Origin of the sequence: Actinomadura sp. NPDC048394 (assembly GCF_040651755.1) — a bacterium.
GTDB classification, from domain to species: Bacteria; Actinomycetota; Actinomycetes; order Streptosporangiales; family Streptosporangiaceae; genus Spirillospora; species Spirillospora montaniterrae.
On record NZ_JBEZJL010000119.1, the window covers coordinates 7,330 to 21,096 of the forward strand.

General features: G+C 71.6%; 14 protein-coding genes. 3 read left to right on the plus strand and 11 right to left on the minus strand.

Going from position 1 to position 13,767, the window contains the following annotated elements:
* Positions 1-397: 397 nt before the first annotated feature.
* The 4 genes from AB0C78_RS47355 to AB0C78_RS47370 form a co-directional block, all read right to left on the minus strand.
* Positions 398-1,261, minus strand: coding sequence for a thermonuclease family protein (locus AB0C78_RS47355; RefSeq protein ID WP_360761621.1), 864 nt, complete (start codon positions 1,259-1,261; stop codon positions 398-400).
* 150 nt (positions 1,262-1,411) lie between these two features.
* Complete coding sequence (locus AB0C78_RS47360; RefSeq protein ID WP_360761623.1) at positions 1,412-1,909, minus strand: pyridoxamine 5'-phosphate oxidase family protein; 498 nt, start codon at positions 1,907-1,909, stop codon at positions 1,412-1,414.
* Between the two features lie 94 nt (positions 1,910-2,003).
* Positions 2,004-2,642 (minus strand): DUF805 domain-containing protein, encoded by a 639-nt coding sequence (locus AB0C78_RS47365; protein ID WP_360761625.1) that lies wholly within the window; start codon positions 2,640-2,642, stop codon positions 2,004-2,006.
* A gap of 86 nt (positions 2,643-2,728) precedes the next feature.
* Complete coding sequence (locus tag AB0C78_RS47370) at positions 2,729-3,295, minus strand: TetR/AcrR family transcriptional regulator (protein ID WP_360761627.1); 567 nt, start codon at positions 3,293-3,295, stop codon at positions 2,729-2,731.
* A gap of 124 nt (positions 3,296-3,419) precedes the next feature.
* On the opposite strand from AB0C78_RS47370, the gene AB0C78_RS47375 reads away from it, so the two are divergent.
* Positions 3,420-4,736 (plus strand): hypothetical protein, encoded by a 1,317-nt coding sequence (locus AB0C78_RS47375; RefSeq protein ID WP_360761629.1) that lies wholly within the window; start codon positions 3,420-3,422, stop codon positions 4,734-4,736.
* A gap of 171 nt (positions 4,737-4,907) precedes the next feature.
* Here the strand turns inward: AB0C78_RS47375 and AB0C78_RS47380 are convergent, their stop codons facing one another.
* The 4 genes from AB0C78_RS47380 to AB0C78_RS47395 all read right to left on the minus strand — a co-directional run bounded on the left by AB0C78_RS47380 (position 4,908) and on the right by AB0C78_RS47395 (position 8,750).
* The gene (locus AB0C78_RS47380; protein WP_360761631.1) at positions 4,908-6,071 is read right to left on the minus strand and encodes a hypothetical protein; all 1,164 of its coding nucleotides are present in this window, start codon (positions 6,069-6,071) and stop codon (positions 4,908-4,910) included.
* Positions 6,072-6,151: 80 nt separating this feature from the next.
* Positions 6,152-6,661: a hypothetical protein gene (locus AB0C78_RS47385; RefSeq protein ID WP_360761633.1), complete on the minus strand. Its 510-nt coding sequence runs from the start codon at positions 6,659-6,661 to the stop codon at positions 6,152-6,154.
* Between the two features lie 160 nt (positions 6,662-6,821).
* On the minus strand, positions 6,822-7,331 hold the full coding sequence (msrA, locus tag AB0C78_RS47390; protein ID WP_360761635.1) for a peptide-methionine (S)-S-oxide reductase MsrA: 510 nt from the start codon (positions 7,329-7,331) through the stop codon (positions 6,822-6,824).
* An 84-nt stretch (positions 7,332-7,415) separates the two neighbouring features.
* Positions 7,416-8,750 (minus strand): cytochrome P450, encoded by a 1,335-nt coding sequence (locus AB0C78_RS47395; RefSeq protein WP_360761637.1) that lies wholly within the window; start codon positions 8,748-8,750, stop codon positions 7,416-7,418.
* 123 nt (positions 8,751-8,873) lie between these two features.
* Here AB0C78_RS47395 and AB0C78_RS47400 point away from each other — a divergent pair, with 123 nt between their 5' ends.
* Positions 8,874-9,527 (plus strand): TetR/AcrR family transcriptional regulator, encoded by a 654-nt coding sequence (locus tag AB0C78_RS47400; RefSeq protein ID WP_192808557.1) that lies wholly within the window; start codon positions 8,874-8,876, stop codon positions 9,525-9,527.
* 25 nt (positions 9,528-9,552) lie between these two features.
* Here AB0C78_RS47400 and AB0C78_RS47405 read toward each other — a convergent pair whose 3' ends face one another.
* Positions 9,553-10,503 (minus strand): sigma-70 family RNA polymerase sigma factor, encoded by a 951-nt coding sequence (locus tag AB0C78_RS47405; protein ID WP_360761638.1) that lies wholly within the window; start codon positions 10,501-10,503, stop codon positions 9,553-9,555.
* A gap of 10 nt (positions 10,504-10,513) precedes the next feature.
* Entirely contained in the window at positions 10,514-11,743 is a 1,230-nt protein-coding gene (locus AB0C78_RS47410) for an FAD-dependent oxidoreductase (RefSeq protein ID WP_360761640.1), read from the minus strand.
* Between the two features lie 236 nt (positions 11,744-11,979).
* On the opposite strand from AB0C78_RS47410, the gene AB0C78_RS47415 reads away from it, so the two are divergent.
* Positions 11,980-13,239, plus strand: a complete 1,260-nt coding sequence (locus tag AB0C78_RS47415; RefSeq protein ID WP_360761642.1) for a hypothetical protein — start codon at positions 11,980-11,982, stop codon at positions 13,237-13,239.
* Positions 13,240-13,255: 16 nt separating this feature from the next.
* On the opposite strand, the gene AB0C78_RS47420 is transcribed toward AB0C78_RS47415, so the two are convergent.
* A complete protein-coding gene (locus AB0C78_RS47420) occupies positions 13,256-13,687 on the minus strand; it encodes a nuclear transport factor 2 family protein (protein WP_360761643.1) in 432 nt (143 codons plus the stop codon).
* Positions 13,688-13,767: the final 80 nt, after the last annotated feature.

The window sequence follows — 13,767 nt, forward strand, 5'->3', positions numbered from 1 at the left end:
CTGCGGCTCCGTCCGCACCCGTCGGCCCTGCGGCTCCGTCCGCACCCGTCGGCCCTGCGGCTCCGTCCGCACCCGTCGGCCCTGCGGCTCCGTCCGCACCCGTCGGCCCTGCGGCTCCGTCCGCACCCGTCGGCCCTGCGGCTCCGTCCGCGCCCGTCGGCCCTGCGGCTCCGTCCGCGCCCGTCGGCCCTGCGGCGTCGCGAGCCTCCTCGCCGCGGGGACGGGCATCCCGAGATCGACCACTGCCGCGCCTCTCGTCGCGCACTTTCGCGCAGCCTACACAGTCCCGCATTGCGTTACCAGCGTCCCGAATATCAGGACTAGGCGAGACGAGTGCTCGGCAGGCCCCACAGTCACGCGGTGAGGCGGGCGACGCCCGGCCGGCGCGGGTCCGGGATCAGCCTTCGATGAAGATCAGGTCGGTGATGGGCTTGGTGAGCCGGACGGTGTCGCCGGTGACGTCGATGACGGTGTCGAATCCGGTCGCGTGGGCGTCGGAGATGACGTACAGCCGGTCGTTCAGGGTGGCCATGTACGCCTTGAAGCCGGCGAGCGAAGGGTCGCCCGGTGCGAGGGCGTAGTACTCGGCGAGACGGCGGAACAGCTTGGGCATGATGACCAGCCGCTCGGACAGGTCCTGCTGGGCCTGTATGCTCGCGCCGCTCGTCGTGGCGTCGGAGCCCCAGATCCCCGTCTTGGCGGAGCGGGCGGCGTCGGCGGCCTCGGTCAGCGTCGCGCGCAGGTCGGGATAGAGCTTGCTGTAGAAGGTGGGGTAGACCAGCCCGTCCGCCAGCAGCCGGTGGTTCACGCTGGTCTTCAGCAGTGCGGAGTCGGTGAACACCGGCTGCAGGTCGGGACGGTCGGTGTCGCCGGCGAAGGCGAACGCGACGGGGCGGCCGTACTTGTCGCCGAACCGGGTCAGGATGTACCCGGGCGTGGCGTCCGGGGTCGCGCCGGTGACGACCTCACCGTCGCGGACCACGTCGCTGAACCCGATCAGCTCCAGCAGGCGGGCACCGGCGGCGTGCGCGAACTCCAGCGGCTGGTGCATGGTGTGGCCGCCGTGCCCGGGCGGCGTGTAGTGGGTCTCCAGCGCGTCGATCGCGTCCAGCCGCAGCTGGGCCGCACCGCTCGCGCCCAGCCGCACGTTCAGGTGCAGCCGGGTGAACGCGTCCGGGGCGCTCGGGAAGAAGTGCACGGAGTCCCCGTCGGGCTGGCTGTGCACGATCCGGTACTGGCCCTTGATCAGATACAGCGACACCGCGCTCTCCTCACGGCCGACGACCTCGCACCACGAGTCAAGCAGTGATCGGACGGCTACGCACCGGCCCTAGCCGGTGTCGGCCACAAAATCGACCGCGCATTCTCCGCTTGTCGCTTTTAGCGACATTTCCCCGCCATGCAGGGTTTTTCAGGCCTGCTGACGTTCGGCCCGCCGGCGGACCAGCTCCTCGACCGCGGAGGGCAGGGTCGTCTCGAAGTCGATGAGCTTCACCCAGGTCGGGGTGATGACGATCCGGACCATGCCGTCGTAGAGCGAGCGGACCTCGGCCTCCCACTCGACGCGCTGCTCGGGCGTCATCTCGTAGCTGCCGTTCATCTGGAGGAACTCCTCCGGGATGCCGTCGACGACGTCGAGCTCGGCGCGTCCCCGGATGAGCAGGATCTTCGGCGGGTGCACCTCGGTGTCGATCGTCAGCGCGACCTCGGGACGCCGCCGCAGGGACCGCAGCTTCGGGGCGTTCTTGGTGGTGCACAGGACGATCTCCGAGCCGTTCCAGGTGAACGCGATCGGGACGTTGCGGGGCGTGCCGTCGCTCGCGACGTAGGCCAGGCGGGTCAGGTCGCGGGCGAGCAGCTCCTGGCTGATCGGGCGGTTGATGATCTCGTCGATCTCGCGCTGTTCCATGGTGGTCGCTCCTGTCTCGGCGTCGTCGAGCGGGCCGTTCTCGGCTGCTCGTACCCCTGGGACGGAGCCGGTCCCGCGTTCTCGACATCCGCGGCTACAGGATTTCTCGATCCGGTTCCGGGGTGGACGCGCGGTCGGGCCGGGCTGCTTCTATCGCGGCCACCAGGTCCTCGACGCCACCGTCGAGGACCTCGTACATGCGCCGGCGGAACTTGATGTCGCCCAGGTTCTCGCGCTGGCCGGACAACCGCATCAAGTCGTCCTCCACGTCCATCGATGCCTCGTTGCCGTACACCACGGCCAGGGCCGTATAGCCCGCAGCCAGGTACGATTCGCCGCTCTTCTCGTATTGGCGGCCCAGTTTCCGGTACGCCTTCGCGACGGCGGCGCTGTCGCTCGGCCGTCCGTACCGGTTGGGGCCGAGGGTGCCGGGAAGGCAGTAGAAGATCATCAAAACGAGACCGCCGTACGGCACGAACGGCATGAGGAGCCAGACCGCGCTGCGGTCGGTGTCGTGGAGCCTGCGTGCCCCCGCGCTCAGCGTCGGCACGGCGAAGAGCAGCGGCCAGGCCACCATTATCGGCCAGAAATGGGAGATGGCGCCGATGAGGACGCAGAGCACCAAGAACATGGCGGAGGCCAGGACGAGGAACCAGAATTCGGAACGCGAGGCTCTTCCCGACCAGTCAAAAGCCCGGCGGAATCCGCGCTTGACCGCCATGTCCATGTTCATTGCTTCGTCCTCCGCCGCTCAAGGTGGAGGCATCGTAGGTTCGCTCCGCCGGGACCGGTCCCGGCCGCGGCGAACCTTCGCGGCGGCTAGTTCAGGAGCATGGTGACGATGTCGTCTATGACCGCCGGCGCCTCTCCGTCGGGCATGACTTCGGGGACGGCGTCCTCCGGGCCGCGGCGGAGATCGAGCCAGCCGAGGTAGGCGGCGTAGGCGATCACCGCACGGCGGCGCGCGGCGGTCGAATCCAGGCCGAGTTCCCGGTAGATCGCGGTGATGTAGCCGATGCGCTGGGCCGTGACCCGGCGCAGGACCGGCATGACGACGGGGTGGCGGGCGTGCGCCATGAGGGCGGGCTGGAGTCCGGGGACCGTCTCATCGCTGAAGGCGCCCCGCACCAGCCGCTCGAGCCGCTCGGCCGGGTTCTCGACCTGGTCCAAGTCCTTGATGACCCGTTCGGTGGACTCCTGTTCCCACTGCTCGAGTGCCGCTTTGAGCAGTGCGTCCCGGTCGGAGAAATGCCAGTAGAAGCTGCCGCGGGTCACGCCGAGTTCGCGGGCGAGGACGTCCACCTTGACGGCGCCGACACCGCCCTCGGCCAGCGCCAGCAGCGCCGCGCGCGTCCAGTCCCGGGGTGCGAGCCGATCCCTTGACATGTCCATACACTACTGTACGGTTACGGTCCATACAGCACTGTATGGACGCGAAGCAGGGGGCGTTCCGACCATGCCCATCTCCCCGACCAGCGGCGCGAGCGTCCGCGAGATCGCCGAAGAGCTGATGGCCCGCGACCGCTGGACGCCGGAACGGTTGGCGGCCCACCAGCGGGAACGGCTCGACGCGCTGGTCCGGCACGCGGTGACGAGGTCGCCCTACTACCGCCGGCTGCTGGGGGCCGCCGCCGCACACGGCGGCGATGGCGTGCGGCTGCAGGATCTCCCGACGTTGACCAAAGCGACCCTGATGGAGCACTTCGACGAGATCGTCACCGAGGGTCCGGTCCGGCGGGACGCCGCGGGGGCGCATCTCGCCGGCCCTCGTCCGGGACGGCCGTTCGGGCCGTACCGCGTGTTCGCCACCTCCGGGAGCACCGGCCGGCCGGGCATCTTCGTCTACTCCCAGGCGGAGTTCGCCGTCTGGACCGCCTCCCACCTGCGCATGTTGGCCGGCATGGGAATCAGGCCCGGCATGCGCGCCGTCGGCATCGGCGCCCCGAGCCCCGCGCATTTGTCACGGCAGATGATGGCGGAGGTGGCGGCGGGCCGTCGGGAAAGCGCGCCCGACCTGAGCGTGGCCACACCGATGCCGCGCATGGTGGCCGCCCTCAACGACTACCAGCCCGACGCGATCTCCACCTTCCCGAGCACGGCCGCGCTCCTGGCCGAGGAGCAACTCGCCGGACGGCTGCGCATCACCCCGGCCATGGTCGCCGTGGGCGCCGAAGTCCTCACCGAGGACATGCGCCGGCGTATCGGCGATGCCTGGGGCATCGAGCCACTGCAGGCCTACCTGACCGGGGAGGCGCCCCTGATCGCCTCGACGTGCGTCGGCGAAGAGGGGATGCGCCTCTGGGAGGACCTGCTCCTGGTGGAAGTGGTCGACGCCGGCTACCGGCCCGTCGCGCCGGGAGTGGCCGGGGACAAGGTGCTGATCACCAACCTCGTCAACCTGACCCAGCCGCTCATCCGTTACGAGCTGACCGACATGGTCACCCTGGCCCCCGGCCCCGGCGTTGCGGGCCACCCCTTCCGCCGGCTCTCGTCCGTCGAAGGCCGCAGCGACGACGTCATCACCCTGCCGACCCCGGGCGGAGGCGAGATCGCCATCCAACCGGTGCTGCTGCGAACACCGTTCACGGCCTTCCGCGAGGTGATGCAGTACCAGGTCGTCTACGACGGCAACGGACTGACCGGACGCATCGTGCTCCGCAAAGGCTCCCCGCCCGACACCCCCGACCGGCTCCGCACCGAGCTGACCCGCGAACTCCGCGAAGCCGGCGCCGTACCGCCCCCGATCACCATCACCCCCACCGCGCACATCGACCGCGAAGGCGGACACGCGGCCAAATTCAAACTCATCAGAAACAACCCCCGCTAACCCAGGCCGCACGGCGAACCCCGGCGCCGCGACCACGCCCGCCGGCCAGGGTGACCGTGGAACCCTCGGATCCCGCGCAGCCCCAGCAGTCCACCGGCTGCTGCTCGTGGTGGCCTGGACGGGCGCCACGGGCGCCACGGGCGCCGCTGCGCTGGCGCTCCGGGGGCGGGTTCAGTTCGCGGGGTTCGTCCGGACGGTGAGGTGCCGGATGAGCTGCACGTCGGTGAGCGGTCCCGTGGACGCGGCGAAGCCGAGCCTGACGGTGTCCGGGACCGGATCGGGCGCGCGGAATCGCAGCACCCGCTGGAAGCCGCGCCCGTCCTGGAAGTCGATGTCGACCGTCGCCATCGGCTCCTGCGAGGACGTCACGGCGACACGGACGGTCCTTTTCACCGGTTCCAGCAATTCTTCGGCCCGTTGGGGTGACGCACCGGAAGGCATTCTCTCCAGATCGCCGTGAAGCCGGCCAGGAAGCGTCGACGGCCAAAGGCCTGCGGTAGTCGCGTTCCCCGCCGTGGCGGCGAGCAGGCAGTAGCCGTCGTTCCCGGTGCCCGGGCCGCGGGCGCTCACGACATTCGGGCCGGGAGCGGGTCTCCGGAACTCCGTTCCGGCCGGAGAACGCCGCTCGCAGCCGTTTCCGCGCCTTTCCCCGTCGCCGAAGTAATCTCCCAGCACGTCGAGCCCGATACCGAGATATCCGCCGTTGACCCCGGGGACGAAACGGCCGTCGGTGCTGCCGTCCGGCACTTTCTGGGCGTAGCCGAGGCTTCCGCCGAACGCGCCCGGCGTGGTGAGCCGGGCGGCGCCGTCGGTGAGGAAGAACGAGATCCCGTCCGCCGGCGAACGCGTGGTGTTCCCGTACTGCCACTGCTCGAAGGTGACCTCCAGCCCCTCCCGGGCCGGGATCGGCGAGTCGAACAGCGCGGCGCCGGTCTCCTCGACGTGGGCGTCGGTGAGCTGCAGATATCCGTGTGTCGCGGCGTCGCCCGGGGGCACGGGGCCGGCCGGATCCCGGCGGCACCCTTCCAGGGGATGGTTCGTCGCCTCCGCCGGGGCCGCGCCGCGTGGCGCTCCCGTCAGGCAGGCCGACCCGTACCCGACGAAACGCGGGTCGGCGCGGGCGCCGGTGAACGGCTCGCCCACCAGCACCTCCCCCGGCTCCCGGTGCGTCACCGAACCGGCCCCGGCCGAGGCGGCGGCCGTCGTGGCCGCGGCGGCCGCGATCGCCGCGGCGACGCGAAGCGTCCTGTTTCCCATATCGCCGGTTCCCCCGCGCGAGTTCTCGCCGCCGCTCACCACCGCCATATGATCACGAATTCGCCCGGGAAGCCGCATATTGCCTTACTTATGGAGATAGGCAAGGCCGATCATGACGATAACGCGTGTCATCCCATCGGATGGTCACATAGTCGCATTCAGAGGTTGGAGGCGACCAGGCCCGCGAGGCAGACGGCGCCCAGCACCGAAGCCGCGCCCGCCGTCAGGTAGCGGACGAGCCGTCCCGGGCTGCGGCCGGCGAGCAGATACGTCAGCCCCAACGGCATGGGGACCAGGAAGAGCAGCCCAAGAGCGGGCAGGATCAGTGCGGACAGGCGGCCCTTGACGTCCGCGGGCCGCGCCCGCTCGCCGTCGGGCTGGAGCTGCGCCCGGAAGCTCTCACCCTCGTCCGACTCGGGAGGCAGCCCCACGGTGCGGGCGGCCGTGCCCCGGTCGTCGGGGACGAAGCGTCCGCGGCACTCGGTCTCCGTGTCCTCGCCCGAGCCGTGCTCGACGCAGCTCTCCACCGTCGCCGTGCCGGGCTCACCGGTGAGGCCGAACGCCAGCCGGGCGTCCGAGAGGCCGAAGAGCAGGGGGAGGAGGGCGACGGCGAGCCACACCACGATCGTGACAAGGGCGCCGGCAGGGCTCGTTCTCCGCTGTGACATGCGTGTCCTTCGTGCAAGGGGGAGCCCCGGCACTCGCTATGACGCACGCGGAAGCGATCTCGTTCGCACCCTGCCCGGCCTGTTCCCGTCCTGGCGTAGGAGACCGCCCGGGTCATCGCGGGGAACGGCGCGGCTTGATCGCGCGCGCCGTCCCGCGGCATCAGGCTTGGGCGGCCCGCCTCGGCAGCCTCCAGCCGGGGCGGGGGAAGTGGCACGTGTAGCCGTTCGGGTACTTCTGCAGGTAGTCCTGGTGCTCGGGCTCGGCTTCCCAGAAGTTGCCGGCGGCGGTCACCTCGGTGACGACCTTGCCCGGCCACAGGCCGGAGGCGTCGACGTCGGCGATCGTGTCCTCGGCGACCTTCCGCTGCTCGTCCGAGGTGTAGAAGATCGCGGAGCGGTAGCTCGTGCCGATGTCGTTGCCCTGCCGGTTCAGGGTCGTGGGGTCGTGGATCTGGAAGAAGAATTCGAGCAGCGCCCGGAAGTCGGTCTTGTCGGGGTCGTAGACGACCTCGATGGTCTCGGCGTGGGACCCGTGGTTGCGGTAGGTCGCGTTGGGCACGTCGCCGCCGCTGTAGCCGACCCGCGTGGAGACCACCCCGGGCTGCCGGCGGAACAGCTCTTCCATCCCCCAGAAACAGCCGCCGGCGAGCAGGGCCCTCTCGGTTGCCATGTTCTCTCCCTCGTGTCCTCCGTCGATGGTTACAGCGGGCGCCGCCCCGGCGTTATTCCATGCCGGCGGAGGGCGGCGGGCCGCCTAGCCGGAGCGCACGGACGACGCGGTCGGCGGGGTGAAGCTGCAGGGCATGCGCTTGTAGCCGTTGATGAACCCGGACATGAGCCGGTCGGGCTCTCCGGCGGTGATGTCCGGCAGGCGGTCGAACAGCTCGCGGAACATGACGGTGATCTCCCGCCGGGCCAGGTTGGCGCCCAGGCAGAAGTGCGGGCCGGGTCCGCCGAACCCGACGTGCGGATTCGGCGACCGGGTGATGTCGAAGCGGTCGGGGTCGGTGAAGACCGTCTCGTCGCGGTTGGCGGACCAGTAGAACAGGGTCACCCGCTCGCCCTTGCGGTAGGTGTGGCCGTTCATCTCGTGATCGCGGGTGAGGTTGCGGCGCATGAAGATGACGGGGCTGCTGAAGCGCACGATCTCCTCGACCGCCCCCGCGATGCGCCCGTCGAAGTCGGCCAGCAGCAGCTCCCGCTGCTCGGGATGCTCGGTGAACAGCCGCAGCCCGTGCGCGATCGCGTTGCGGGTGGTCTCGTTCCCCGCCACGACGAGCAGCAGGAAGAACGCGCCGAACTCGCGCGGGCTCAGCCGCTCGCCGTCGACGTTGGCGTTCACCAGCGCCGACGTCAGGTCCCCGGTGGGCGCCGCCCGGCGCTCGCGGCCGAGCCGGGCAGCCAGCCGGTGCAGCCGCCATCCCGCCGACGCCACCGTGCCCAGCATGCGGAGCGTCGGCAGCCGCCCCATCTTCGGGCCGCCCCCGCCGTACTCCATGGTGGCGCCGACGTACTCGGGGTCGCTGTAGCCGACGATGATGTTCGTCAGCTCCACCACGCGCCGGTGTTGGTGAGCGGGAATGCCCAGCATGTCGCAGATGACCTCGACCGGGAGCCGCGCCGCGGCCTGGGAGACGAAGTCGCCGCCGCCGGCCGCGATCAGCTCGTCCACGATCCGGGCGGCGCGCCGCGCGATGTCGTCCTCGGCCTTGGCGAGCATCTTGGGGCTGAACGCCCGGGAGACGATCCGGCGGATCTTGGCGTGCCGCGGGTCGTCCATGTCGATCATCGAGTTGAAGTACTTGTCCATCCAGCGGGGCATGTCCGCCGGGCTGGTCGCGCTGGGCTCGCTGCTGAAGATCTCCGGATGGCGGCTGGCCTCGGTGACGTCGGCGTGCCGGACCAGCGCCCAGGACCCCGGGCTCTGCGGGAGGAACGGCAGCTTGGGCAGGCTCAGGAACACCGGTTCCGGCCGGGCGCGCAGCTCCGCGAACGCCCGTGCCCGCTCGTCCAGCGGCCGGGCCCAGAACCGCAGATCGCTCGGGTCGATGTCCGCCGGTGCCGGTTGTGGGGGGTTCTCCGTCGCCACCGGCCTCACGCTCCCGTCTCGCCGCGACCATGATTTCTGGTGAGGCAGTTCACCAGAAATATTCGGTGTTCAGCGTCCCCAGATTCGCGGGCGGAGTCAAGGGATGCGGCACAATCGGGAACCGTGACGCCCCGGACACCTCGCGCGCGCCCCTACGGCGGCGTCCCCGCCGACCAGCGCCGGGCCCGCCGCCGGACCGCGCTGCTCGCGGCGGGCCTGCAGCTGCTGGGAACGCAGGGGCTGGCGGCGACCACCGTGCGGAAGGTCTGCGCCGAGGCCGGACTCAACGACCGCTACTTCTACGAGAGCTTCCCCGACCGGGACGCCCTGCTCCTCGCGGTCGTCGACGACCAGGTCGACCAGGGCACCGCCGTGATCCTCTCCGCCGCCCGCGAGGCGCCCCGCCACCCGCAGGCCCGCACCCGCGCCGTGGTGACGGCGGTGTTCGACTTCCTGACCACCGACCCGCGTCGCGCCCACATCCTCACCCGCGCGTTCCCCTCCTCTCCCCTGCTCCAGCAGCGGCGCGTCGAGATCGTCCGCAGCCTGGCCGCCATCTTCGCCGCGCAGGCCCACGCGACGCTGGACCACGTCCCCGTCTCCGGCACCGACCTGGAACTGACCGGCCTGACCCTCACCGCCGGCCTCTGGGACCTGTTCACCGCCTGGTTCCGCGGTGAACTGGACATCGACCGCGACCACCTCATCGACTACACGGTCGCCCTGGTCCTGACGACCACCGATCTGGCGGCTCCCCTCCACCACCGTCTCCACTGACCGGCGGAGGCCTGCGCCGGGTCGATTACCACCGGCTGATGAGCGGCGCGTCCGGGCCGTGCCGCCGCCAGGCCTCGGTGAGGCGGACGAGCCGCGCCGGCGCGGCGATCCCGCGCACGGTCGCGATCCTGCCGCCGGCGATGTCGAACGTCACCGCGCCGACGACCTGCTCGCCGACCACGAAGAGGATGGCGGGAGCGCCGTTGACGATCGCGTAGTGGACGGCGGGGGTGCCGCCTGCGAACCGCCGTTTCGCGGGCGTGGGCATGAAGCCGGCCCGCGCGACGGCGGCGATGCGCCGCGGCGTGTCGTACCGCAGCAGCCTCTCGGTCAGCCCGGCGCCGTCGGAGATCGCGGTGGCGTCGTCGGTGAGCAGCGCCACCAGCCGTTCGGTACGGCCCGAGGAGGCGGCGGCGAGGAACTCCTCGACGACCCTGCGCGCGGACGCCGGGTCGACCTCACCGCCGCGGCGCGCGGCGGTGATCCGGCGCCGCGCCCGGTGGAGGTGCTGCTGGCTCGCGGACTCGCTGATGCCGAGGATCTCCGCGATCTCGGCGTGGCCGTAGGAGAACGCCTCGCGCAGGACGTACACGGCCCGCTCATGGGGCGAAAGGCGCTCCATGAGCGTCAGCACGGCGAGCGAGACCGATTCGCGCTGCTCGAACGAGTCGGCCGGGCCGAGCATCGGGTCGCCGTCGAGGAGCGGTTCCGGCAGCCAGGCGCCGGCGGAGCGCTCGCGGCGGGCCCGCGCCGAGCGGAGCCGGTCGAGGCACAGGTTGGTGACGACCTTGGTCAGCCATGCCTCCGGCACCTTGATCCGCTGCCGGTCGGCGGCCTGCCAGTGCAGGAACGCGTCCTGCACGGCGTCCTCGGCGTCGGCGGCGGAGCCCAGCAGCCGGTAGGCCAGCGCGGCCAGCCGGTTCCGGCCGGCCTCGAACCGGCCGGTGTCGAAGCGATCCGCGGCCGCGCCCTCCACGGGGGCCACCCTATGAGGCGGCAACGCGACCGCCTTCCCTGCGCGCGACCGTCTTCCCTGCGGACGCGTCCGGCATGGCGGCCACGCGGTGCTTGCGCTTGGGCACGCCGAAGGTCGGGTGGGACGTGCCCCACAGCGACAGCTGGACGATGGCCGCCTTGATCCGCGCGGCCTTCCGTCCGCCGACGTACGTCGGCTTCGCCCGCCATTCGTCGTCGACCGTTTGCAGGATCCCGTCCCGCCGCCCGAGGCTGATGTGGTTGTAGCTGTAGGCCAGCTTGGTTTCGGCGACCTCGCGGCCGGTCAGCCGTCCCATGATCGCCTCGATGGCCTGCCGGCCGGTGTAGCCGGCCGAAGCGCACGACATGGGCAGCGGCCGCCCGTTGTCGGCGATGGCGTGGACGCTGTCGCCGATGGCGAAGACGTCCGGATGCGAGACGGACCGCATCGTGCGATCGACGACGATCCGCCCGTCCTCGGCGACCTCCAGCCCGCCCGCGGCGGCGATGGGATCGACCGTGAACCCGGCCGTGCACACGGTCGCGTCGGACGCCAGGGCGGTGCCGCCGGCGCACAGCACCCGCGTCGCTTCGACGGCCTCGACACGGGTGTTCTCCACGACCGTGACGCCCAGCCGGTCGCAGGCCCGCCGCAGGTGGGCGCGCGCTCCGGCGGAGAGCCGGGCGCCCAGCTCGCCGCGCGCGACCAGCGTCACCGACAGGCCCGGCCGGGATTCGGCGATCTCCGTGGCGGTCTCGATGCCGGTCAGCCCGTCGCCGACGACTACCACGCGCCCGCCTCCGTCCCGCCCCTCCAGGACGTCCAGGCGCTCGCGCAGGCGCAGCGCCGAGGGCCTGGCGGCGATGTCGAAGGCGTGCTCGGCCACGCCGGGGACGCCGCGGTCGGCGCCGTGGCTGCCGAGCGCGTACAGCAGCGTGTCGTAGCCGAGCTCGCCGCCGCCGTCGGCGTCGGCCACGGCGACGATCCGGCGCTCGGGGTCGACGGCGGTGACCCGGGCCACGCGCAGCCGTATCCCCGTGCCCGCGAACACGTCGGCGAGCTCCGGGGCCTCGATCTCCCGGCCGGCCGCCAGCTGGTGCAGCCGCAGCCGCTGGACGAAGTCCGGCACGGCGTTGACCACGGTGATCTCGACGTCCGCCGGGGACAGCCGCCGGGCCAGGATCCCGGCCACGTAGGCCCCGGCATAGCCGGCGCCGAGGACGACGATGCGATGCTTCATCTGACGCTCCCGTCGGTTCGCTTGCTCTCGGTGGCTTGAGCGGGACAGCTCCCCGATTGCTGACAGCGACCGCATGTGGCACCCGTCACACGGCTCGGCGACGGCCGGCGCAGGGGCCTCCGTCTCCTGCTCAGGCCGATACCGGCCTCGGCACCCGATCTTCGCGCCGTCCCGGCACGGCCGGCTTTATGATCTTCGTCGCCGGGCCGCCGGCGCGGAGAGGGACGGGATGTTCAGTGACGGCACCGCAGGATGAGCTGCAGATCGCGTACCGAAGCCGCACCGTGTGGTTCTGGTCCGCGGTCTGGCCGATCGCCCTCGCGCTGAGGTCGTTCCTCGGCTGGGACACCGCGGGGCCGCTGGACCTGTGGTTCCTCGGCATCGCACTCCTGGAGACCAACGCGGTCATGACCGCGCTGCGCGCCAGGCGCGGCCTGACCCTCACGGCCCGCGAGATCATCTGGCACAAGCACGAGATGCGCCTTTCGTGGGCCAACGTGACGGCGGTGGAGCAGAGCGCCCGCCGGGACGGCACGCGGCTGGTCGTCCGCGTCGGCGAGTCCGACCAGGCGCTGGAGGAGGTGGCGTTCCCGGCCCGCCTGGAGGTCCGCGCCGACCTTCGGCGGTTCGGCGCCCCGGTCGTGCTGCGCGCCGGAAGCCTGGCGCGCCCCGCGGCGGAGGTCGTCGAGATCGCCGAGCGGCTGCGGCGCGAGTACGAGCCGCCCACGGGGGCCATGAGGCTCTCGACCGGTGCCGCCTCACCGGAACGGGACCGGGCCCGGCGGTCCGCTCGTCTGTGGGTCAGGCTGGCGAGCGCCGGCTTCGGCGTGCTGCTGGCGGCCGTCATCGTCAGCATCACGGCGCCGGCCCCCGCCACGCGGCTCACCTTCGCCTTCAAATGGACCACCGGCCCGGGTTACATGGACCAGACCCTCATGATGAACAACTACGGGTCCACGGCGACGGCGCCGTCGCTGACGTTCGTTCCGCTCGACTGGTCGGGGCACGTGCTCCCCGGCGTCACGGTCCGGACCGCGTACGGAAGCGACCGCGGGCTGGTCGTCCTGCCGCCCCGCTCGACCGGCGCCGACGTGCTCGCCTTCGACGGGCCGGGCTTCCGGAACGTCGCCGACGTCCGGGTGACCGTGCGGCACCAGGAGCACTCCAAGCAACCGGCGCACGCCGCCGGAGAACTGCAGGCGCGCCGGTTGATGGACGGCGGGTACACGGAGGCCGGTCAGGACTTCGACACCGTGGTCGTGCACAACACCAACGGCGTCGCGGTCGCGGTACGGCTGGTGTGCATTCTCTGGGAGGACCCGCCTCCGGGCGCCGCCCAGCAGATGGTGCGCAGCCTCCCCATCGGCGGGCTGATCTCGATGGCTCCCTACGCCAAGATCCGGGTCCCGGTGCCCGAACCGGTCCGGAGCCTGGCCCGCGGCTGCGGAAGCGTCAAGGTCTACTACTCGCGCTCGACCGATCTGGTCAACGTGTAGGCCGCGTCGTCGTGGGTCAGAACATTCCGTGCGGGTGAAGCACGTCGTCGGGGACGGGTTGAACGACGTCCCAGTGCTCGACGATCTTTCCCGCGTCGACGCGGAAGAGGTCGACGGTGGCGAGGTCGCCCTGTGGGGCGGCCACGTGGGTGTGCACGGCGACCAGGTCGCCGTCCGCGAGGATGTGCTTGGCCGCCACGGTCGCGTCTCGCAGGTGGGCGCTGCCGGGCCCGCTCAAGAAGTCGGCGAACGCCTGGCGACCGGACTGGACGGCGGGGTCATGCGCCACGCGCGGGTTATGCGAGACGAATTCGTCGCCTAGCAGTTCGGTGAAGCCGCCGATGTCGCCCGCGCCGAACCGGGTCACGGCCTCCATGACGAGCAGCCGGTTCTGGTCGGTGCGTAGGGTCGATGCCATGTCACGCCTTTCGGGGTCGGTGATCCGCATGCACCCGGTGAGACGGATGCGGGCCCGGGGGGGGGGGGCGGGGGGGCCGCCCCCCCCCCGGCCGGGGTGGTTTGGTGGGG